Annotated in this window: 16 protein-coding genes; 8 read left to right on the top strand and 8 right to left on the bottom strand. The window is 48.2% G+C overall.

The window, feature by feature from the left end:
* Positions 1–131: 131 nt before the first annotated feature.
* From AC6H3C_RS08370 to AC6H3C_RS08335, 8 genes are all read left to right on the top strand, one after another.
* Entirely contained in the window at positions 132–2,282 is a 2,151-nt protein-coding gene (locus AC6H3C_RS08370; RefSeq protein ID WP_497520289.1) for an exo-alpha-sialidase, read from the top strand.
* A 195-nt stretch (positions 2,283–2,477) separates the two neighbouring features.
* Complete coding sequence (locus AC6H3C_RS08365; RefSeq protein ID WP_497520288.1) at positions 2,478–3,431, top strand: PKD domain-containing protein; 954 nt, start codon at positions 2,478–2,480, stop codon at positions 3,429–3,431.
* A gap of 21 nt (positions 3,432–3,452) precedes the next feature.
* A complete protein-coding gene (locus tag AC6H3C_RS08360; RefSeq protein WP_497520287.1) occupies positions 3,453–6,887 on the top strand; it encodes a SusC/RagA family TonB-linked outer membrane protein in 3,435 nt (1,144 codons plus the stop codon).
* Between the two features lie 19 nt (positions 6,888–6,906).
* Positions 6,907–8,559, top strand: coding sequence for a SusD/RagB family nutrient-binding outer membrane lipoprotein (locus AC6H3C_RS08355; RefSeq protein WP_497520286.1), 1,653 nt, complete (start codon positions 6,907–6,909; stop codon positions 8,557–8,559).
* A gap of 90 nt (positions 8,560–8,649) precedes the next feature.
* Complete coding sequence (locus AC6H3C_RS08350; protein ID WP_497520285.1) at positions 8,650–10,011, top strand: PhoPQ-activated pathogenicity-related family protein; 1,362 nt, start codon at positions 8,650–8,652, stop codon at positions 10,009–10,011.
* 18 nt (positions 10,012–10,029) lie between these two features.
* Positions 10,030–11,427, top strand: a complete 1,398-nt coding sequence (locus AC6H3C_RS08345; RefSeq protein WP_497520284.1) for a neutral/alkaline non-lysosomal ceramidase N-terminal domain-containing protein — start codon at positions 10,030–10,032, stop codon at positions 11,425–11,427.
* 14 nt (positions 11,428–11,441) lie between these two features.
* Positions 11,442–12,743: a CehA/McbA family metallohydrolase domain-containing protein gene (locus tag AC6H3C_RS08340; protein ID WP_497520283.1), complete on the top strand. Its 1,302-nt coding sequence runs from the start codon at positions 11,442–11,444 to the stop codon at positions 12,741–12,743.
* Positions 12,744–12,768: 25 nt separating this feature from the next.
* Complete coding sequence (locus tag AC6H3C_RS08335) at positions 12,769–14,055, top strand: hypothetical protein (protein WP_497520282.1); 1,287 nt, start codon at positions 12,769–12,771, stop codon at positions 14,053–14,055.
* Between the two features lie 109 nt (positions 14,056–14,164).
* On the opposite strand, the gene AC6H3C_RS08330 is transcribed toward AC6H3C_RS08335, so the two are convergent.
* The 8 genes from AC6H3C_RS08330 to AC6H3C_RS08295 form a co-directional block, all read right to left on the bottom strand.
* The gene (locus AC6H3C_RS08330; protein ID WP_497520281.1) at positions 14,165–15,160 is read right to left on the bottom strand and encodes an alpha/beta hydrolase fold domain-containing protein; all 996 of its coding nucleotides are present in this window, start codon (positions 15,158–15,160) and stop codon (positions 14,165–14,167) included.
* Between the two features lie 40 nt (positions 15,161–15,200).
* Positions 15,201–16,769, bottom strand: coding sequence for a hypothetical protein (locus AC6H3C_RS08325; protein WP_497520280.1), 1,569 nt, complete (start codon positions 16,767–16,769; stop codon positions 15,201–15,203).
* A gap of 40 nt (positions 16,770–16,809) precedes the next feature.
* Entirely contained in the window at positions 16,810–18,153 is a 1,344-nt protein-coding gene (locus AC6H3C_RS08320; RefSeq protein WP_497520279.1) for a DUF3748 domain-containing protein, read from the bottom strand.
* 97 nt (positions 18,154–18,250) lie between these two features.
* Entirely contained in the window at positions 18,251–19,618 is a 1,368-nt protein-coding gene (locus AC6H3C_RS08315) for a Gfo/Idh/MocA family protein (RefSeq protein WP_497520278.1), read from the bottom strand.
* A gap of 128 nt (positions 19,619–19,746) precedes the next feature.
* Positions 19,747–20,766, bottom strand: coding sequence for a DUF6807 domain-containing protein (locus AC6H3C_RS08310; protein ID WP_497520277.1), 1,020 nt, complete (start codon positions 20,764–20,766; stop codon positions 19,747–19,749).
* A 53-nt stretch (positions 20,767–20,819) separates the two neighbouring features.
* A complete protein-coding gene (locus AC6H3C_RS08305) occupies positions 20,820–21,788 on the bottom strand; it encodes a metallophosphoesterase family protein (protein ID WP_497520276.1) in 969 nt (322 codons plus the stop codon).
* Between the two features lie 29 nt (positions 21,789–21,817).
* Positions 21,818–22,822: a Gfo/Idh/MocA family protein gene (locus AC6H3C_RS08300; RefSeq protein WP_497520275.1), complete on the bottom strand. Its 1,005-nt coding sequence runs from the start codon at positions 22,820–22,822 to the stop codon at positions 21,818–21,820.
* A gap of 20 nt (positions 22,823–22,842) precedes the next feature.
* Positions 22,843–24,126: a DegT/DnrJ/EryC1/StrS family aminotransferase gene (locus AC6H3C_RS08295; RefSeq protein ID WP_497520273.1), complete on the bottom strand. Its 1,284-nt coding sequence runs from the start codon at positions 24,124–24,126 to the stop codon at positions 22,843–22,845.
* Positions 24,127–24,129: the final 3 nt, after the last annotated feature.

The raw sequence follows: 24,129 nt of genomic DNA, 5'->3' as shown, positions 1-24,129 counted from the left end.
TACAGGATGACAAATCAAGCCGGGTTAAAAAACCATGTAACCTGATTAAAAAACGATATGTAATCAAACCTTCAAAATTGTTCCTTTGTTTATATGGAATAAAAGAGAATCAACCTAATAACTTATAACCTATGAAAAACAATTCGTTGCAATGCTTTTCACCCCTTTGGTTTGGCAAAATTCTCAAAACAACCTGTCTGACAGTCATTTTCTCTATTCAATTTCTCGTTGCACCGGCAGAAATGCCTCCGGAAACCGGTTCAAAACCAGTTTTTCAATCCGAAGTTATTTTCCCTGAACAAAATAAACATGTACACAGCAGCGCCATCGTGGAGCTTTCAAACGGCGACCTGCTCAGTTGCTGGTTCGAAGGTTCCGGCGAACGTACGGCCAACGATGTTGTAATTAAAGGCGCCCGTTTGAAGAAAGGCCGGCAAACCTGGAGCCAACCCTTTATACTGGCCGATACGCCTGATAATCCGGATTGTAACCCGACCCTGTTTATAGACGGGAAGGGCCGATTGCACCTGGTTTGGGTGGTGGTCGTGGCCAACCAGTGGGAAAACAGCCTGCTGAAAACCAGGATTTCGTCGGATTACCTGAATGACGGACCGCCCCGGTGGGAATGGCAGGACCTTATTCTGTTAAAACCCGGAGAAGCATTTGCAAAAACAGTGGAAGATAAATTTAAAGAGGCCGAAACGCCCGAACTCGCCTGGGCAGCCTACGCGCCCAAATATGAAAAACAAATCAACGAAGCAGCCGGCGACCCCTTGAAAAGGGAAACAGGCTGGATGCCGCGGATAAAACCACTGATTTTGCCCTCGGGAAGAATCCTGCTGCCCTTGTATTCGGACGGGTACAACCTTTCACTGATCGCTATTTCGGATGATCACGGCGACAGCTGGAAACCGTCTCTGCCGATCGTCGGGCGCGGAAATATTCAGCCCGCCATTATCCGCAAAAAAGACGGCTCGCTGCTTGCCTTCATGCGCGACAACGGCGACTCGCCCGGAAGGATCATGGTAAGTGAATCCATTGATGAAGGAATGAGCTGGAGCGCGGCCCGGAAAACGTCGCTCCCGAATCCCGGGGCGAGTATCGACGCCATTACGCTGAACGACGGGAACCTGCTGATGGTTTACAACGACCTGGAAAATGGCCGTCACCGCCTGGCCGTGAGCCTTTCGGATGATGAAGGCGAAACATGGAAATGGACAAAACACCTGGAAAACAATCCGGAAGGCGGATTTTCGTACCCCACTGCCATTCAGTCGAAAGATGGTTTAATCCATATTTCTTACTCCTTCCACCTGAAAACAGGGAAAACGATCAAACACGTTGCCTTTGCGCCGGATTGGATAAAAGAGAACCCCGCCGGGATAACCAATGCCGAAAAGCTGGGCTTCCCGAAAGGGAAAAAGATCCTGCTGCTGCATATGGACGATTTGGGTATGTGTCCCGAAGCCAACCAGGCAGGCGAATACTACATCGAAAACGGGTACGTCAGTTCGGGGGCGGTTATGATGCCTTGCCCGAATGCAAACGAATTTGTTGAATGGGCTAAAAAACATCCGGGCGCCGACATCGGCGTCCATCTCACCCTGACCAGCGAATGGAAATCGTACCGTTGGCCTACGCTTACCGATCCCCAAAAAGTACCCGGACTAAACGATTCTGAAGGGAAAATGTACCGAAGCGTGCAGGAAGTGGTAATGAATGCCTCTCCCCGTGAAGTTGAAATTGAAATACGTGCTCAAATTGACCGCATGCTGGCCCTGGGGCTGAACCCGACCCACATCGACACTCATATGGGAACTCTGTACGGATCGCCCGCATTTGTCGAAGTTTTTCTGAAAACAGCCGAAGCCTACCGCATTCCCGCCAACGCCATTGACTTGTCGAACCCGGAAGTTGCCCAAAAGTACCGGGATGTTGGTTATCCGGTAAACGAAGAAGTAATTGGCATGCTCAGTTCCTATCAACTTCCCAAGCTCGATAATTTCACCAGCATACCCGACGGAAAAACCTATGAACTGAAAAGGGCCAATTTTCTGGCCCTGGTCAACTCGCTGAATGAGGGGCTTACCGAAATTATTTTTCACCCTTCGGTAGAAACCGACAACCTGAAATCGATCACCGGATCGTGGCAGCAACGCGTTTGGGAAGCCCAATTGTTTGCCGACCCGGTTGTGATCAATTATTTCCGGGATAACGGCGTCATCCTGACGACCTGGAGAGAGGTCATGGGAAAGTTCAACGCCAAATCCCGGTCAAAGTAACCGGACAGTCCCGGGAAAACTGCCAGCAAGAGACGCGTTTAAAATTGCCGGCCGGATTCTTTGCGTATATGCCGTTGAAATATTCAACCATAATACGTGATAAAAAACTGACTAAGTGAAGATATATTCAGTTTTCACTAAAATTCCATAAGCATTTCTGTGTCAATATCATTAACTTAAACAAAGCTTTGAACTATGAAAAAACTGTTACATTTCATCTGTATGGTATTCATGACTGTAATTATGCTGTTTCAGTCGTGTACCGAAGAAACCGACAGGCCGACATGGCCGTTGTCGGCCTTGATTTTTCACAGCATCCAGAACAAACAAGTGGCTTTCACCGCATTAACCCACAGCGCCATTAGTTGGTCGTGGGATTTTGGCGACGGGAACACCAGCACCGAAAAAGACCCGGTACATGTATATGACGAAGGCGGTTATTACCTGGCTACCTTAACCGCTAAAGATCAGGACGGCAATTCGGTTACCAAATCGGTTACCGTAGCCGTTGCACTTACGCCCTATGCCATGCTCACAGGCGATCACACGGCGCCGGGGTATCAGGGAAAAACCTGGAAGTTAAGCGGCGATCATCCTACCGGAGGTGACTATTTTGCGAATGCTAACGCTGGCCTTACTACGGTTTCGGGCACCCCGAGACCGCTCCCGTCCGGAATATTCAGTACACAATTTGGCATGGGCGCTATTTATGATGACACCTATACCTTTCATTATGACGGCAAGTATGTCCATGATGTTAAAGCCGATGGCGGCGCTTTTAGCGGATATGTTTATCAATTGGTTGCAGGAGGCGGGCAGGCAGGTATAATCAATCCCAACGGAGCCGGATATGGACTTTGTATTGCCCGATATACGCCAGATGCTTCAGCAACATTCTCCTATGTGGAAGAAGAAGACTTTGCGGTCCCTTCAGTTTACGGTCCGGGTGGTGTTTTAACGTTTGAAAATGTAAGTACGCTCAATTTTTCGGGTACTGAATTTGTCGGATTCAGAGATTTTCAGCGAAAAGTCATTTTGAGAAGTATCTCGGATACCCGGATGCAGTTAATCATGTTCATGGCCGCCTCAGCCCCTAACTTGCCATTGAATACACATGCCCTTATCCTTAGTTTCGAAGTTGTCCGATAAAACTAACCCAAATTGATTCATATGAAACTGAAATATTCATTCCAAAATATTAAAGGGCATCTGTTTCCCTTGATCCTATTGGCCTTTGTACTGGTATTTTCCGGCGGGACTGTTTTTGCCACGCCTACTTCCGGCCCGATACCGGCGGAACAGGCAACTCTAAAAGTAACCGTTCCGGTTACTTCTGCTTCAACCGGGATAGCTCTCCCAGGTGTTAGTATTGTTGTGAAGGGAACCGGCGCCGGAACCATTACCAACACGGATGGTAAATACAGCATCGACGTTCCGGGTGATGAAAGCCTCCTGTTTTCCTTTATCGGGTTTGTGCCCCGGGAAGTCGCCATACAGGGACGGACTTTGATTGATATCGTCATGGAGGAACGTATTGAGGCGCTCGAAGAGGTCGTCGTTACAGCACTGGGTATCAAACGTGAAGAAAAATCACTGGGCTTTTCCGTCGGGAAAATTGACGGCGAAGATTTATCACGGGTAGCGCGTGAAAACGTGTTGAATTCGATGGCAGGAAAGGTTTCCGGGGTGACCATCAATTCAACCGGGGGAACAGGATCGAGTGTGAGTATGATTGTCAGGGGGGCAACCTCACTGAGTAGCGACAACCAACCGCTGTTTGTTGTCGACGGTGTACCATTGGCGAATACGATTAACAATGTTGGCGGTTTTGGTAGTGACAACCGGGTAGATTATGGAAACGCGATTTCGGATTTGGACCCTGAGAATATCGAAAGCGTAACGATACTGAAAGGTGCCGGAGCAGCCATTTACGGTTCGCGCGCAGGTAACGGAGTCGTACTGATTACCACCAGAAAAGCAAAAGATAAGGAAAAGATGAAAGTAACCGTGACATCCAACACGGTACTGGACATTCCGTCCCGCTTTTTGAACGTTCAAACGCGGTTTTCCACCGGTTTTTTCTCCTTCAGGCCCGAAAATGTCGGAGGAGGCGTATTACCCACCATTAGCGCCGGCGACGGAACCGGGGCCGGACCTGAAAATGATAAAGGCTACTGGGCCGTACAGTGGGATGCTCCACTGGATGCCAATGGAGTTCCTGTGCCAACAGAAGTGGTATCGTACCCCAATAACGTTAAAAATTTCATTCACGATTTTGCTGTGACCACCACCAACGGAGTATCTGTTTCAGGCAGCAACAACAACATTAATTACCGCTTTGGCTTATCCAACATGACTCACAGCGGATTGGTTCCCAATTCGGACCTAAACAAAAACAGTTTATCGTTGGCTGCCACATCAAAGGTGCGCGATAATCTTACGGTTAGCACCGATCTGACCTTTATCAACAACTGGGCCGACAACCGGCCTTCTTCAAACAGGGGAACAAACCCCATGCAATGGGCCTATAATCATCCAACCAATATTGATATCCGGAAATTGAAGGATTATGGTTCGGGCAACAATATCAAACGGGTATCCGGAAATCACGAAAATCCGTATTATTTGGCTTACGATGTAAATAACAGCTTTAACCGGTACAGGGTATTTGGGAATATCGTCGCAAATTGGAAGATCTCTCCCTCATTTAACCTCATGCTGCGATATGCTCTGGATAAAACAGACGAAGTGCGTGAAACAAAAATTGCTCCCGGGTACAGCCAGGAACCCAATAACGGAGCTTACGGGATTTCAAACAGCAACAGGCTCGAACGGAACACGGATGCCTTGCTTACTTACACCAATAATAGCTGGAAAGATTTCGTACTCACCTTTTCAGCCGGAGGAAATGTATTATACGCCAAATCTTCCGGCACCAGTAATTCGTCGAAACCGGGAGCCGGTTTAACGGTGCCAAACTTATACACCATTCAAAATATTAGCTCAGGAGCATTGAATTACAGCAATTCAAGAAGCCAAAGGGGTATAAACAGTATTTATGCACTCGCAAATCTGGTATGGAAAGAGACCCTGTATCTCGACCTGACGGCACGGAATGACTGGGCAAGTACTTTACCGCCGGAGAATCGTTCCTATTTTTACCCATCGGCATCGCTAAGTGTGATGGTAGACCAGATCATAGACATGGGCCAGTCGGTTGACCTGTTTAAAATACGAGGAGGATGGGCCCAGGTAGGTAACGACACTGACCCTTACCGGCTTTATGCAACATACGGAAATGCAGGCCAATGGGGAGATGCCATCCAGTTGACCAAACCGGGCGGCTTGTTAAGCCCTAACCTGAAGCCGGAAATAGCCACATCTTATGAAATTGGGGCCGATATCCGGCTGCTTTCAAACCGTTTACGATTCGACGGCACCTATTACAAATCAGACAACAAAAATCAAATCCTGCCAAATATTCCCTTAGCCGGATCAACCGGTTTTAGCACCATTGTCATCAACGCGGGGCTGCTCCAAAGCAAAGGGGTTGAATTTTTAGTGGGAGCTGTACCTGTTAAAACGCAAAACTGGACCTGGGATGTGAACGTTAACTTCACAAAAAATGACACCCGGATCCTCAAACTGGCAGATGATGTTGATTTTATTGATTTTTGGGACCAGGCAAGGGTGAAAAACATCGGCTATGCCAAAAACAAAGACGAAGGTCACGACGGACGGATCGGCAATCTGTATTCCCGTAAAGTGAAACGGGTAACCGATCCGACTTCGATCTATTACGGATACCCGGTGCTTGGCAGCGGGCTTGATGCCGAATGGAAAGGCGAAGAAAGCTATTCGAAAGTCGGAAATTACAACCCGGACTTCATACTCGGCATGCAATCATCACTTTCATACAGGAATTTTACCCTGAGCATGACGATAGACTGGAGATCGGGAGGACAATATGTATCGCAAACCTACCGGTATTTATCCGAATCGGTGCATACGCAAACCTGGCTCGATGAACTGGTACATCCTGGAGAATTGGGAGGCGCACCCAGCCAGGCGCTTCGCGATTGGGTGGTGGCAAACGCCGACAAATTGTTGTTAAGCGACCGCTTACGGCCTGTTGGCGGACCAACCCCCGATTTTGGAGGATTCCCTGAGAATTTTAGCGGTGTGACCGTTTACGACGGCACCTTTGCCCCGGGCGTGATGGGACATCATGACGAGAACGGTAAGTTTATCCTCGAAAAAGAAAATCTGGGGAATGCCGGAACCATATTTCTGCCTTATGTTGTCAGTTATCCCTGGGATATTGGCCAGGCCAACCTGTTTGATGCCGACTATATTAAACTACGGGAAATCTCGCTAAACTACCGGTTGCCGGATAAAATCTCTCAAAAAATGAAAATGGCAGATGTGAATTTTTCAGTCTACAGCCGAAATATCATGCTTTGGGCAAAAGATTCTGATTTGGGAGTCGATCCGGAAAGAGCCTATCAGGCAGAAGGAAGCGGCAGATTTCTTCAGGGCGTTGAACGATACAATGCTGAACCCTGGGTTGTTCCGGTTGGATTTAAATTAAGCTTTACTTTTTAACAAACTAAAATCTGGAATCATGTGCAAAATAAAAAATAGCTTCACAATGGCTTTAACCCTGACCCTGGCTTTGGTTATCTCATGTAAAGATCTGGACGAACTGAATATTAACCCCAATGATGTCGACCCGGAAATTGCCGACCTGAACCTGTTGATGCCGACTATTATTACCAACCTTGGACAAACAGTGGTCAATCTGGGATTTGGAAGTATTGCCGGAGTGATGCAACATACCCAGCACGACGGCTGGTCGGGTGGACATAACGATTATGACTGGGACAACGAAAGCCACAGTTGGGCCGGGTATTACGGCATTTTAAGAAACGCCGACGAGCTTCATAAAAAAGCCGTTCAGGGAGGATTTGAGTTTCACCAGGGTGTTGCATTGGTTCTGAAGGCCTATACTTTTGGACTAATTGCCGACCTTTGGGGCGATGCCCCTTATACAGATGCCCTAAAAGCGGAGCAGGGCTCCGAATTTTATAAACCGGTATTCAACCCTCAAAAAAATATTTACACGGGAATTCTTGCCGACCTGGAAACCGCGAACACACTTTTGTCAAAAAGCGCCGGCGAGTATCAAAATATCTCTTCAACGCAAGACGTACTTTACCACGGTAACGTGTCGAAATGGAGAAAGTTGGCCAATTCACTGGCTCTCCGTTATTATATGAGATTATCAGCCAAAGAACCGGGCATGGCCGAACAAGGCATCAAAAAAATTACCTCGGATACCGATAAATATCCATTAATCACGCAGGCAACCGATGATGCAAATGTTGGTTATCCCGGAAATTCAGCGGCCAATTCCTGGCCAAGCACGATGGCTTTCAATCCCGACCCAAGCGGAAACTACATGAGGGTAAAATTATGTGCGACGCTTGTGGATGCCCTTCAGCAATTAAATGATCCGAGACTAGGCGTTTGGGCAAATAAAATCAGCATCCCCTTAGTATTGGTATCAGGCACCAATGTCGACCGGATTGTGGACGGCAAACGGGAAATCTCGCAGGACATTGTTGATGCCTATAAAGCGGCCTGGGGAGTCGACATTGATTTTGACCAGGAATATGTGGGCATTCCGCCTTCTGTTTTTGCAGCTTCGCAATATAACCTGAATCCAAATCTGGACCAGGGGGTATTCAACCCGCACGCTTCCCATCTCAAGGATATGTATAAGCAAAGCAGCGGTTCGCTATTATTGATGAGGCTCATGTCGGCTGCCGAAGTTCATCTGATATTGGCTGAAGCCGCATTGTACAACTGGGCCCCCGGAACTCCTGAAGACCATTATGCTGCAGGAATTCAACAATCGTTTAATGCCTGGGGAGTTGGCTCAAGCTTTAGCGGCTACATTGGCGGCGCCCCCTATTCGGGCCTCGAAAGTATTATTCAGCAAAAATGGATAGCAAGCTGGACAGCCGCAGCTGAATCCTGGTTTGATTACCGACGCACCGGGTTCCCGGCTCTGCAAACCGGTGAATCGGCCAAAAGAACCGCATTGCCAATTCGTTTTTACTATCACTTTACAAATGAGATATCCAAAAACACGGTAAATGCCGAGGCCGCTATCCAAAAACTGGAACCAACCCAATACAAAGGCAGCGATGTGAGCAATAACAGCGCCTGGTCGCGGACATGGCTGCTTCAGGGCACTGGAAAACCTTATTAATTGTATTTCACTATAAAAATAAGCAGGCAAATCCCTGTATGGCCTGCTTATTTTTATGCTTTTACATGAACTGAATTAACAAACGACAAAATGAAACAGCTTTTTTGGGTATTTCTGATCCTTTTTTATTCATTCACAACCGTAGCTGCCGGTGGGAATAAACCTGTAACTCCCGAAACAGCGCTTCAGTCGTATCTGCGACAGGCCGACAAAGCACTCAAATGGCAAATTCAGGATCAGACCACTATCGACGGCATAAGCCTCTATCGCATCCTGTTCACCTCACAACAATGGCGAGGAATCGACTGGATTCACGAAATGATGATTTTGGTTCCTGATATCGTAGAATATAAAGATGCTTTATTATTCATTACCGGAGGCCGGGTAACCGACGGACAACCATCGACTCACCAATGGACTGACGATCTGGTAAGCGCCTTTTCACATGTGGCCAAAACAAATAAAGCAATCGCTGCCATTGTCTGGCAGGTACCCAATCAACCCTTATACGACAATCTTACCGAAGACGCTTTAATTTCACACACTCTGCATAATTACCTGAACGACAAGGATTACACCTGGCCCTTGTTATTCCCGATGACCAAAAGCGCCATCGGCGCTATGGATGTAATTCAACGCTTTGCAAAAAAGGAGCTGAAGAAAAAAGTAAATCACTTCGTTGTTTCGGGAGCATCGAAACGGGGCTGGACCACCTGGCTGACAGGTGCAAACGACGAACGGGTCAAAGCCATCGGCCCGATGGTGATTGATGTGCTGAACATGCCGGTCAACGTCGATTACCAGAAAGAAGTATGGGGCGATTACAGCATTGAGATTCAGGACTATGTCAACCTCGGTATCGCGCAGCAACTTTCTTCGCCCGGCGGAAATGAACTGGTGAAAATGATTGATCCGTATTCGTATCGAAAATCGCTGACCATGCCCAAGATGATCTTTATGGGGACCAACGACCCCTACTGGCCGGTAGATGCCGTAAAAAACTACATCGACAGCATTCCGGGTAAAAACTACATTTGCTACACGCCCAATGCCGCGCACAACCTGGGCGACAAAAAGAAAGCGTTTACCACGCTGAGCGCCTTTTTTGGCATCACCATCACCAACGGCGATTATCCGGTTTGCAATTATGTCATCTCAGAAGAAAATGGAAAAATTAGGCTGACTGTCAAATCTACTCCTGAAGTTTTGCGCGACGCCGTTCTCTGGAGTTCCACGTCGGAAGACCAGGATTTCAGGGACGAAGAATGGGCCGGCCAAAGCCTGAACGCGACCGGAAAAGCAGAAATAACTGTTGAAATCGATTACCCGCAATCGGGCTTCAAGGCATTTTATGTCGATCTGGAATACCAGGCTCCTTTTGGCGACGATTATACCCAAAGTACACGGATGTTTGTGACGAACGACAAAAACTTGTTGCTAAAAAATCAATAATACGAAAGAGATTGTTTTATGAAGAAATTCAGCCTTGTTGCAGGGATCATTCTGGGTGCGCTCATTCTACTTTTTTTTATCGTCACCGACTTTGTTGATCACACAGCCTATTTTGAAAGCGCATATTTCAAAAACAGTCTGGCCGCTGCTGACAGCCTTGAACGAAGCACATTTGCCGTAAACGGCAGCTTACAGGCGGGTTTTGCCAGGATCAGCATCACCCCTTCGCTAAACAACGATCAGGATGATCCTTCGAAAGGGGAATTTATTGAGGTACCCCTCGCCGGTTACGGTGCCCGTAAAGGCGCCCCCGCAGCGGGAATTCACGACAGTCTTTTTGTGAAGGCTGTCGCCCTGAAAGTGGAGCAGCAAACCCTGGTTTTTGTCAGCGCCGACCTGCTGATTATGCCGCCAACAGTCATCGATTCGGTAAGTGCATTTCTTTCAAAAACAGGAATCAGCCGCGAACAACTGGTTTTTTCGGCAACACACACCCATTCGGGCATTGGAGCCTGGGGCCCTGGATATGTCGGCGAGCAGTTCGCCGGAGCCGAAAATAAAAACCTTCAAAAATGGCTGGTTTCCCAAATTTCGAAAGCTGTTGTTTCAGCCATAGCCGATTTAAAACCGGCACAGACCGGTAGCGGAACCTTTCAGGCCGGGGCTTTTATCCGGAACCGTTTGGTCGGCGAATTGGGCACAAAGAATGACGACTTCAGCTACCTGATGGTTGAGCAGCCTGGATTCAAAAAAGCAGTGATCGGTTCATTTTCGGCGCATGCAACCACACTGGGAGCCGGTAACATGGAAATCAGCGCCGACTATCCGGGTTATTGGCAACGAAAAATGGAAGCAACAACAGCTGATCTGGCATTATTTTTTGCCGGCTCGGTGGGTAGCCAAAGCCCGGATGGCGAAGGTAACGGCTTCGACAAAGCCCGGATGATCGGCGAAGCCCTGGCCGACAGCCTGAACATACACCTTCTGCAGACAGCATTCACCGATCAGATTACTCTTACTTCCGTCTCGTTAAAAATGCAACTTCCCGACTACCACATCCGGCTGACAAACAAATTAACCCTGTCAACCACACTAAGCAACAGGCTGATGCCGGTTCCCGGGAATGTTTATTTGCAGGCTGTCCGGATCGGCCACATGGTTTGGATCAGCACACCTGCTGACTTTAGCGGCGAATATGCCCTTCAGGTTAAAAATTCACTGGCCGTAAAAGGATTTGACGCCAATGTTTCGGGATTTAACGGAAGTTACGTCGGATATATCATTCCCGGGCGCTATTTCTATCTTGACAAGTATGAACCGAAAACAATGGGCTGGTTTGGACCGTACATGGGCGACTACACGATGGGGTTGATCCACCGCATCACTGAGATTGTGACTAAACCGCAACATCATTAAATCAAGCTCCTGCCATGGCAAAACGATTATTTAAATACCTGCTGTTTTTTGTTGTTGCATTCATGCTATTCGCCCTGATCCCGTCATTTATTCCGCCTTTGTGGCGGTATTGGTTTAGCTATCCCCGGCTCGAAAAACAGATAGCCGAATTTCGAAATCGGAGAATAGAACCTGCTAAACTGTCAGAACTTAAGGTATTCAGGGGCGTTATGCACGCTCACAGCTTTTGGTCGCACGACAGTGAAGGAACATTACACGACCTGATTCCGGCAGCAAAAATAAACGGCATCGACTTCATTTTTCTCACCGATCATCCGCGCGGAAACCTGGATACCATCCCCCGGGGCTACCAGGGTTTTTACGACGGCGTGCTGGTTGAACCGGGAAGCGAAAAACAGGGATTCGCTGTCTGGCCGCTTGATTCGGTTGTTATTGACTGGAAAGAAAACAAAGATACCATTGCCAAAAATATTGTTTCCAATGGGGGACTTCTCTTTTACGCACACACCGAAGAAGCTCACAACTGGGCCAATCCGTATTACCAGGGCATGGAAATTTACAACATCCATACCGACACCAAAGATGAAAAATGGATGCCCCATCTCCTTAATTTTCTGGTGAACGGGAAAAAATACCGGCACTGGGCCTTGCGCGAACTGTTTGACGAACAAACAAACATCCTGGCCCTTTGGGATTCGCTAAACACCACCAGGAAGATTGTCGGTTTCTCGGCTGTCGATACTCACGAAAACCAAAACATCCGCGCGAGAAAACTGGCGGACGGAAGAATTGAGCTACTTGGACCAAACGCCAACCCAATTGATACATTTCGTTTAAACTTCTGGAACCGGTGGCTTTTTAACGAACCTGATGAAAACGGTTGGGTGATGAAATGGATGATCGATACTTACGCTTCCGGGTTTAACTACATCACAAACTATGTATTGGCCGATTCGCTGTCGGTACAGTCGTTGGCCGAACATTTGAAAAAAGGGCACCTGTATACCGCATTTAAAAGCCTGGGAGATGCCAACGGGTTCCTGTATTACGCGATGAATAAACAAGACAGCATCGGTGCCATTTTAGGCGACTCCATCGCGGCGGTACAGGTGAAATCGCTGAATGTGGTATCTCCCCTGCCCGGGCAGTTCCGTTTGATACACGATGGCCAGACAATCAACATTTCCCCGGCCGACGACTATCGGTACAGCTGGCTGGAAACGCCTGAAAAAGGAGCCTACCGCATCGAAATACATATCCGCCTAAAGAACAACTATGTTCCCTGGCTTTATTCAAATCCGATTTACATTTATTAAACCAATTCCGCAAATCCACTCGATCATGAAAACGACTTTTCTGAAACTGGCCCTCCTTATTTTGATGTTTTTCCCCGGGTATATTCGTGCACAAACATTTAAAGCAGGCGCGGCCATGCGAAATATTACACCGGAGTATTTGATCCCGATTTCAGGCGGAATGGGCATACCGGTGATGCCGACCGATCAGGCAGGCGAACTGACGGTGCGCGCCCTTGTGCTCGAGAAAGGCGATACCCGGATCGCCGTGGTCGGTATCGACAACCTGGGCTGGCCGGCCTACCTGGCCGATCGTTCGCGAAAACTGATCGAAGGGATTGCACCCGAAAACATCCTGATCGGCGCCACGCATGCGCACAGTTGCCCGGATGCTTATGGCTTTACCGATGAAAAAGGGAATACAGGCGCCGACCTGAGGTACCTCGACTGGTGCGTTACCCAAATTGCCGATGCGGTAAATGATGCCGTTTTGAAACTGGAACCGGCCCTGCTAAAAACGGCCGTCGCTAAGGCTGAAGGAAAAATAGCCTACAATTACTATGCACCGCAACTGTATGACCCGCGGATGGGTGTAATCCAGTTAATTTCTGCTTCCGGGAAAAACAAAGGCAAAACCATTGCCACACTGGTGAATTATGCTACGCATCCCGAAATTCTGGGAACTGCCCGCAAAACAATGAGTCCCGACATATGCGGCCCTCTTTACGAACGTATTGAATCAAAAGCCGGCGGGATCGCTATTTTTATGAACAGCGCCCAGGGAGGAATGGTTACCGCCGATAACCGGCTCGAAAACGGCAGGGAAGCCAACGACTGGAACGAATGTATCCGGATTGGAAACCTGATGGCCGACGAAGCCCTGCGGATCATTGAGCCGGCCGGCGCCAAAGAAAATCCCGAACTTTATTGCACTTGGAAATTAATCCGGTTCCCTGTAGAATCGCAGGCGATGAGATCTGTATTCAAAAATTCGCCCGTTGCCGCTAACGACAGGAACGACAATGATTTTTCATCTGTTTCAACCCGCATCAACCTCGTGAATATCGGAGAAGCGCAGGTGATTACCATTCCCGGGGAAGCGCTGCCAAACATCGGTTTTTATCTGAAAAGAAAAATGAAAACTGATCAGCCCTTTCTCTTTGGTCTTACCAACGACGCCTTCGGATACATCCTGACCAAAGAAGATTTCGACAGTTTTGAGCGGTACAATTACATCACCCGTACCTCGCTTGGCGAAAAAACCGGTGATATTTTCACGCGTGAAGCCCTGAAATTGATCGAAGAAAGTCCGGGCGCAGAAGTGTTGAAGTAACGATCAAAAAAATACTGCTATGCCAGTAATTTATCGTCATTCTTTTGACCGATACAAGAAGTAGCTTCTTTTTTACCTCTATCGCATTAATTTTAAGCCATTTATTTGATTATTTGCTCAGATATTCTTTAAAAAAATCATCCATTTTCTGCTGCGAAAATTCATTTACCCGTTTAACAATGTCCATGGTATGCGGCCAAAGCGGCAGCCGGTAATACCGGCAGGGAACGCCCAGGCTGTCGAGCCGGACTTTTAACAGGTCTGACTGGCTTACCGGAACCAGCCTATCGGAGGTTCCGTGAAGGATCATGGTCGGTGGGTCGTCGTGGCTCACATACTGAATAGGAGATGCTTCGCGGTACAGTTCGGGCCGTTCCTGGTAGGAGTGCGCCAAAAAATTGGTTACCAGCGACTGTGTTTGGGCATAAGGCGTAGTCAAATCAACCGGCCCGTAAATATTGACCACAGCCTTCACGCGGCGCTTTTGCCCTGCTTCAACGCAGTCGGGGCGAATTCGCCCCTCTTCCCAGCCATAAGCCGCCAGCATGGCCAGGTGAGCCCCCGCCGAACCGCCGACCAAAGCAATCCGGTCAGGATCGTAACCATAGGCATCGCCATTGTTGAAAAGCCAGCGGACAGCATCGGTCACATCCTCCACGCTTGCCGGATAAGGGGCATCTTTCAACAGCCGGTACGATACGGTCGCCGTCATATATCCCTTTTGGGCATAGGCGAGCAGGTAAACCAGGTAATCCGACCGTTTACCTCCCCTCCATCCTCCGCCGTGAATAAAAACCAGTAAAGGAGCGGGTTTGCCGAGGTCTTTCGGTTTATAAAGATCCAGTTGCAGCGATTTGCCGTCCACATTTTTATACTCGATATTTTTGATCTCTTCCATATTGGCCGGAACTTCGGGAGTCCTGTCAATCAGACTTTCCAACCCAACGCCGACAGCCAGGTAATCCAGCGCCACAAAATGATAACCCACCGGCGGTTTTTCAGGATAAATGACCGACCATAAGCTTGGTATGAGCATCAGGAAACAAAAAAGGACAAATGCCCGGGCTAAAAAATAAAGTAAACTTTTTAAAAATCTGATTTTCATCACGCTTTCATTCTAATTATTCAACCATTCTATCATTCTATCATTCAACCCTTCTATCCTTCAATCCCTTCAGCATCTCCCTTAAATTCCGGTGGATGATCGGCGCGGTTTCGGGTCCCAGTGAATTCTCTTCGCCATAAGGCGAATTTTTCCGGTTATACGTATAGGGAGCCTTCACATCCCACTGGCTTTTGGGGACGATGTAACCAATTTCATCGTTGGCAAGACCAAATACAAATTTGTACTTTCCCGGCATCATTTCCCTGACAGGAGAAGTTTCAACCGGATCGATACTAAAATCGCGCCCTTCGGGAGCCTCAACACCCCCATTGATGATTTCGGGGTAAATTTCGCCGGGAATGGTTACAAAAGTGGCCGGGCCGATGGAAAAAACTGCCAATTCGGAACGCATCTGCATCCAGCCGGTTGTTCCCCTGTTTAAAACGCCCAAAGCAGTGGCCAGCTTAAACAGCTTATTTTTTATTGGCAGGCGGATGGTGCGGACCAACAACGAAATACCTGCCGAATCAATCGTTTCAACGGGATCTTCCATGGCCCGAAGCGCCAGCAACGAAAGTTGTTTTCCCTGTGCAGCCGCTTTTTCAAACGAGGGTTCCAAAAATTCTTCGCCGGTAAACGGATCTGTTACAGCCAGTGTAGGATGGGTACACATCAACCCGCCGAGCGCGCCATTCAGGTAAAGGGCAATGCCGCCAATCCCCTGTTGGGCCAGGCTGTCGCCCTTGAATACCCCCTTTTCGACATCCTCCCGTACAAAATGCGGAAAGTCGGAGGAAATCAGCAGGTTTTTGCTCCACAGCGTTTCCGGATGATTGGCCCAGGCAACGAGACTCCCAAGCGTTTTCCCCGATTCCCGGTCCACCACACGGATCATCCTCATGCCCGAGTCAAAAACTTCCGGCGCCCTGGTATCTTTCACCAAAGGAATGGCGCCGGTCAGGTCTTCCGAAAATTCAAGCCGCGCCGGGCGCCTGTTTTCAAAAGCAGTGATCACCGAATTCAGAATCTGCGCTTTCACATAGGCCATGTAGTCGCTGTTAACTCCGCTTCTAAAAGGACTTTTACCCCAGATCCCCATCAGATCGGGCCCTTCATGAGTATGTGTCGAAACAATCACCGTGTACGTAATCCCCAACGAGCCGGGAATCATTTTCCGTACATCAAGCACATCGTCGTGCATAAAACCAATGGCATCAAGCGCCACAACCGCCAGCCTCGTGGTGCCATCGTCAATAACCACCGTACGCGCCCAGATATCGTCGTGAATTCCGTTGGCAGGTTTGCTGTTGCTGAAACCGGCAATCCAAACCGGATCGAAAACGCCGTTTCCGTTGCCATCGGTAAAGGTATCGCCGTCTTTCGGACGATATTTTGCATCGCCGTTATGATCGGTCCAGCGGTCGGGCACTTCGGGTGTAATCGGAACTGCGGCAAATCCGGCAACCAGCGCCGAAGATTGTTCATTGATGATTTTCAGATCAGCCGTGTAGCCGGGGTGACGATCTTTCAGATTGACGGCTGCCCGAACCAAAAATACAATCAACACAGCCAGTAAAATAATCGCGCTTATTCTCAAAAATCTTTTCATCTTTTTTATTTTTTTCAGAAGAAAACCTGCAAACCTACTTTCAGTCCACCCCGATAATAAATATTTGTTTTGAGCGGCCTCTCCCCTCTTTTGTTTCAACCAAGCGGTTAAATGCAATTGTTTTCCCGTCGTTCGACCACACCAGGTTCGAAGGGGGCGTGTCGGTCGGAGCTGTTAACCTTCGAAATCGTTTTTTGAATGCACGACCCGAAACTTTACAAATCACCAAGCTGTTGTCCCAAACATAAATAACCGATTGGTTGTCGGGGCTCCACCTCACCCCGCTTTGAACATCCGATGGGTGCGCTGTTAACTGAACAGGATTTTCACCGCCAGGGGAAATTAAAAAAACCTGCTGAACGCCATGTTCATCTTTGGCTAAATAGGCAATCTGCTTACCATCGGCCGATGAACGGACCACTCCCCCGCATCCGGGAAACCTGCTCCCGGCAGTAAAGGTCAAGCGCCGCTGAACCGTCCCTTTGGGAGGCATCGGAAAGCTGTTTAAGGTTCCTTCGAGAGGTCCAAACTCTCCGGGAACATGGATTGAATCGGGAATATCAACTACAAACAGTTCGTCAACCGGGTTCCCGCTTTTATCCCTGACCGTTCCGATAAACGCCCGGGCAAGCTGTCTCTTTCCGTCGGCTGTCTGATAACCGCTTGCTCCGATCCAGCTATCCGAAGCGGCATGACTGATTTCGTCGCTTCCCGGCCGGGGATCGGGAACTACCCGCACAACAAGCGCGCTGTACCAGCTACCCTGTACGTTCTCCCTTTCAGCATCCACCTTTACCGGATGATTCGAACAAGATACGCCGATCGTGCGAAGGTTCCATTTTACACCGGTCGAATCTTCCAGCTGTTTCATGATGGCATCGTTGTAGGTAAAGCCGATCCATTTGCCGTCGCGGCTCCATTCGTGGCGGTGTGTGCCGCCGCGCAAAGCGCCGGGCGTAAACGGGTACGACAGGTCTCTCGAATCCAGATGGATGGCAACATTTGGCCGGTCTGTATCAACAATTACACCCGTCCGGCGCCACTGCCCGTATGGATTTTCTTCGGAACACGAAGGTAAACCATGAATAAAAATCACTTTATTTTCTGTTGGATGATAGCTAACTGCCCCAACGCCCGGTCCAAAATCCCGGTTGCCGGGAAGATGGTATAAAACCTGGACTTCACCGGTTTCAATGTTCACCCGTTCGATGGAAGGGTTAGCGCCAATGCCGCCGGTTTCGGTTCGGGTATCGTAAACCAGCCACTTGCCGTCGGGCGAAAAATTGTCGTTGTTGTCCAGATCATGATTCTTCGCCCCGTCAAAGGTTATCCGGATCTCCCTGACCGGCATTTCCGGCAAAGCACAGGATCCTAAAATTAACATTCCAAGTATTAATTTGATTTGCAAGCTATTGATGTTTATTTAATCCTTCAGATTTCATTTCAGCCTTGAAACAAGCGTTGGTCCGGGTTTAAATCAGTTATACAATATCGGGCAACAAATAAGGTGCACGGTAATCACGGCTAAGCATCGAATTTGCTTCGTTTTCGCCTTCGCCGATAAAACGCTCGGCCACCGGATCAAATTCGAGCTGGCGGCCCAAACGGTACGAAATATTTCCCAAATGAGCCAGCGACGAAGATAAATGACCGGTTTGCACTGGTCCGTTCTGAATGCTCATATCGCGGGCACGGATGGCATCAAACCAGTTCTGAAAATGCAGGGTCAATTCTCCGCCTTCCGCGCGGCTTGGCCCTTTTTCGCGTTTTTCACCTAAATAAGTTTCATAAGAACCATACCCTTTTATGACCATATACCCTTTATCGCCATAGAAAATATTGCCGACACCCGCGCCGTCTTCAAGGTTGGTGCACCAGTTGCGTACTTCAAACTGGATGATTTTCTTTTGTTTCGGATAATGATATATTGAGGTCTGAATTTCAGGCACTTCTTTGCAGTCGTCCCACAGAAATTTACCGCCCATCGAGGTAATCCGTTCAGGCAAGCTGTTTACGCCAAGTCCCCACATGCAAAGGTCAGTTTCGTGAATTCCCTGGTTGCCCACATCGCCGTTCCCATAGTTCCAGTGCCAATGCCAGTTATAATGGACCAGATTTTTGCTGAAGGGCCGCATCGGGGCCGGCCCGCACCACAAATCGTAATCCAATCCGGGAGGCGTTTGCGAAATACCTTTGTCCCCAATATCGGGGCGCCAGCGGTAAACCAGACCGCGCGACATGTAAACACGCCCAATCAGTCCGTCTTCCAGGTGTTTTACGGCTTCGCGGATTGCAAGCGAACTGCGCAACTGGACCCCGTGCTGGACAATACGATTGTACTTATATGCGGCCTCAATCATTTTTTGGCCTTCGTAAATGTTGTGGGTAGCCGGTTTTTCGACATAGACATCTTTTCCGGCCTGACAGGCCCAGATGGTTTGCAGGGCATGCCAGTGGTTTGGCGTTGCCAGGGTCACGGCATCAATGGTTTTATCTTCGTAAGTTTTCCTGAAGTCCTGTTCAATCCTGATCTTTTTGCCGTATGCCTTTTCAAACTCGCTGGCACGTTCCAAAAGGATATCCATATCAGGGTCGCACAAAACAGCGACTTCGACATTGGCCTTTCCTGCAAGGCTCATGACCTCTTCAATGTGTGATTTTCCGCGACCGTTTATCCCCAAAACAGCCACACGGATGCGGTCGTTGGCGCCTTTCGCACCTGCAGGAATTATGACCGGCTTTTTTACCTGTTCGCCGGCAAGGGCAGCCGGTGTAACTGCGGCTAAAACGGCTCCGGTAGCTGCTTTTCTGAGAAAAGTCCGTCTCGAATTATTCTCTTTGTTCTCCATTGTTTCAGATTTATTGGGTTCGTGTTTGTTCGTTGAAAGTTAAGGTTTTAAGTTGCACCTTGCCACACGCGCAGAAATATTGATTTGATTTATACAAATTTGTTCGGAATGCCTGTCACAGACCAAGGCTAATTAAAATTCGCGGACATGTCGTTTATCTCAGCATCCAATAAGTCACTCCCAATCAGAATCTTATATTTAAACACGAGGATTTCACCCGGTTTCAGCACAATTTTAACAGGACTTGCGTTTTTGTCGAAAGCACGGCCGCCCAGGTTATTGGTAGCAAACAATCCGTAACCGCGGGCATGAGACCAGGCCGGATAATTCGGATTATTTTTGTTATCAAGAATGACGATCGTGATCAGTTCCCCGTCTTTAACAGCACGTAAAGCCACCCACGGACTGCGTTTGCTCCATACTTCTCCTCCCTGAGCGCCTTCGGCATTGCGGTAAACCCCGTTCACACCCTCGTTATTCAACACCGGCACGTCCGTTTCAATTCCGTTGGCGTCCAGAAATTTTTCCGGCTTTGTTGCCGGTTCCTCAAAAGCCCTGTCAAGACGAAGACCAAGAAGGCCTTCTTTATTTTCAGTAAAAGTAACCTCCTGCACCGCAGTCAGTTTTGTCGTTCGTTCAATGGTACGGAGATTTCCTCCGCCTGAAAAAACAAAAGTTGTTTCTTCGTTCAGCAAAACGTTGCCGTTCACATCAACCCAGTCGGAACCGGTAACCAGTTCACCCTTTTTTGGGTCCTGCGAAACTATCTTTTTGAATTTCACCGTACCGTATTTTGGTTTGTCGGCCGGCTTAACAGCAAAGGAATTGTTCCAAAAATCGAGGCCGTTTACATCGCCAAAGTTAAGCCACAAACCCACGTGGTGCGGATGGTCGGTGCGTTCAAACGGCCGGGGATTAATCGGGTAACCGCGGGTGATAAACTTACCCGAAGCACTCATGATCGGATAAAGTGCCTGTTTTTCCATATCATCAGGATAAACGTAGGCCGTGAACAGCTTGCCTCCGACAAAAATTTCTACTTTTTTACCCTGATCATCGTTCCTGAATTCCACTTTCTCTTTTTTCGAAGCGGGGGCAACAGTTGCAAACAACATAACAGTAAGTACGGTAATCGAAAATGTTTTCATATCGGTTTCGTGTTGGATTTACAGTTATCTCAAAGATCGTTTTCAACGGTTTATTAAAACTTCAAGGCTCTTTTGGTAATCGCCGGGCGCATAAATTGTTTCATTTGTTCCGGGTAACCGACTTCAAAAGGCGACGGACCAACCCATTCCGACTTTTTACCTTCAATTTTAATCCCGCCTTTATCCGAAATTTCAATCATCGTAAACAGAGGGTCTTTAAATGGCGCCGTGTATTTAATCCACTTGAAATTTTTATCCACCTCCCCGCCGTACCTGGTGGTGGCATAGTGCTCCCCCAGCCAGTGATACGACATGGAAGTAATGTGGATATACCAGACCTCGTTTATTTTTTCGGCATAATCCCAATGCGTATGTCCGTTAAAACAGACAATTACCTTCCTGTCGGGATAAGAAAGGTTATGTTTGTCAATAATTTGACGAACTTCGGCGGCATTTTCAACTCCGTAATTTTCATCCACACCTTTATAGACCACAAGGCCCTGGTGCGAAAAAATCACGACCGGAAATTTTGTCCCCGACAAGTCATTCCGCAACCATTCCAGTTGCGTTGGGCCAATGTATTGTTTATAGCCTTTGGCATTTTCATCCTTTTTGTCGTTCCCGTCGAGAACAATAAAATGAAAACCTTTTTTGTCGAATGAGTAATACGAACTTTTCATGTTCCGGTAAGCCAGGGCTTCTTCCCGCGAATGGCCGCCGTCCATCTCATGATTCCCGATCACATGATATTTATCCCCCGGAAAGGTATTCCAGATTTCATAATATTTGACAAATTTTTCGGAAGCTTCTGCAAAATCGCCCAATTCGATGATGAAGTCGGGTTTTTCAGCTTTCATGTAATCCATAAAAGCGTTTATCCGAAACTCCGCGTCATGCATGGTTGGAAGGTGGGCATCGGTGCACAAACCGATTCTTACCACCTTGTTTGCCCGTTGCCCATGCACCGAACCATGGATGACTGAAAATAGCAAACATATCAGGATTAACAGTCGTATCTGCATCTTCAGGAATTAAAAATTTCAATCAGGTTTTACAAATTTACCACTTCTCCCGTTTGAGAGGACAGATAAGCGGCATCGACAATTCCGAGGATTATTTGTCCCTCAGCTAAACCAGGTACCGGTTGTTTCCGCGATCGGATGCAATCGACATAATGTTCCATTTGCCGGTTGTACATCGACTGGTCGCAATGTTCTTTCTTTCCGGGCAATCTGGCGTCGAATTTTCCCGGCGCCCCTTCAATCTTAAATTTCAGATAAGTAGGAAATACATTGGCGTAACCTTTTGTTCCGTATATGCCTGTAGCTGCTTCGGGGCCATCCATGTGAGGTTGCCACCAGCCGCATTCGATGATCGATTCGGTCCCGTTATCCCACGAGATCAGGATCATTCCGGAATCATCCACGTCATAGTTTCCATAAAACGTACCGATTTTCGCATAAACCTTCTTCGGTAAAGGGTCGCCAAGCAGGTAGCGGACGGTATCGATGGCATGAACGCCCATATCGGCCAACGCGCCGCCCCCGGCAAGTTCTTTTTGTGTAAACCAACCGGCAGGTCCCCAACTCTCGTGAATGCCGTATCCTTTCGTTTTGACAATCTTCCCCAGTTGGCCGGAATCAACAACGTTTTTCACAAAATTCACATCGGTGTCGAAACGCCACATGTGCCCAACCATTACTAACCGATGATTTTCGTCGGCAGTCTTTTTAACAAGCAGGCCTTCCCCGGCATTCATCGCCATGGGTTTTTCAAGAAATACATCTTTCCCGTGGTTCAGAAACCCGATGGCATAAGGAGCGTGAAATTTATTGGGTGTTGCAATAACCACCGCATGGATGTCGGGTCGGGAGACAATCGGATCAATGCTGTCGAATGCCTCAGCAATTCCATAACGGCCGGCAAAATCCTGAGCCGTCTGCAAGGGAATGGCCACGACAGCTGCCATTTTCACACCAGGGATTGACTGAAGCCCGCGGGCATGATAATTGGCAATATAACCGGCTCCTATGAGCGCTACGTTAATCTCGTCCATCGCATTTTTTATTTGAAAATTTAAAACAGCAACTCTGCATGGCCATAGATTTTGCAGATTGCAGCTGCAATAAGATCCATATCGGCCTTTGTTCCCAACAATATTTTGTGATGGATACAGGCCGAACTTTCAAAATGGATTTTGTCGCAGACAGGCAAATTAAACCGGGCAGGGTCAATCGCCGCCCAATAGGCATCGTTCAGTTGATGACGCGCTGGTTTAGTCAATGGCGAATACAACGAGCATTTATTCAACGGAATATAACTGGCTGTTACTTCGATGCCCAATTCGGTCGTGAGCGCCGCCCTGAACTTTTCGGCGGGCAATCCTTTAAATTCGTCTTTGTTGTACCTGAATGCAAAATTGAAATAGGCTTCCTTTGTTTCCCGTTTATCCCTTCGCATGGGCATCACCCCCGCAATATCGGCTAAAAGCGAATTCAGGTAAATGCCATTTTCATCCCTCACGCGATTCTGTTCGGGCAATCGTTTCAAACCTTCCAACAGAATAGCAGCCTGGAATTCGGTGATCCGGTAATTTCCCGATTGAATAAAATTTCCGGCATCGAAATAAACGCCTTCGCCTTTATCGGCCTTCGCCAAACTTTCCGGTTCGGGCCGTCTGCCGCAGTTACGCAAGGCATCCAGCTTTTCGTACAACTCAAAGTTGCTGGTCGTCAGCGAACCGCCTTCACCTGCTGTTAAATGTTTCGACAACTGGTAGCTGAAACTGCCGATATCGCCAATGCTTCCGGCCTTTTTACCGTTCCATTCTCCCCCGTGTTTATGGGCACAGTCTTCAATCACCCACAGTTTGTATTTTTTTGCAATCCGTAAAATTTCATCCATATCGGCAAAGCTGCCGTATAGATGAACGGGGATGATCGCCTTTGTGCGTGGCGTAATTGCTTTCTCTACTTCTTTCGGGTCGATGCACCAGGTATCTTCACAAACATCAACCAAAACAGGAACAGCATTCACATCAAGCACGGTTGCCGCGGTTGCCTGCCAGGTCAATCCCGGCAGGATGACCTCGTCGCCGATACCGATGCCGCAAGCCTCCAGCGCCATTTGCAGGGTAACAGTTCCGTTGGCTGCACAAACGGCATATTTGGTTCCGGTATATTCAGCAAACTGTTTGTTAAACGCTGTTTCTTTTGGTCCGTTGTACGACCATACACCACTGTTCAGCACCTCCTGCAAAGCCCTTTCTTCTTTTTCGTCCCAAGCCGGCCATTTGGGCCAGGGATTTGTTTTTGTGTCCCGAATTGGGGAACCACCCAAAATTGCCAATTGCGTTGCCATCGT

The sequence above is a fragment of the Gaoshiqia sp. US2 genome, assembly GCF_059705485.1.
Note: the sequence above shows the minus strand (reverse complement) of the source record. Positions and strands in the feature narration are given on the sequence as shown.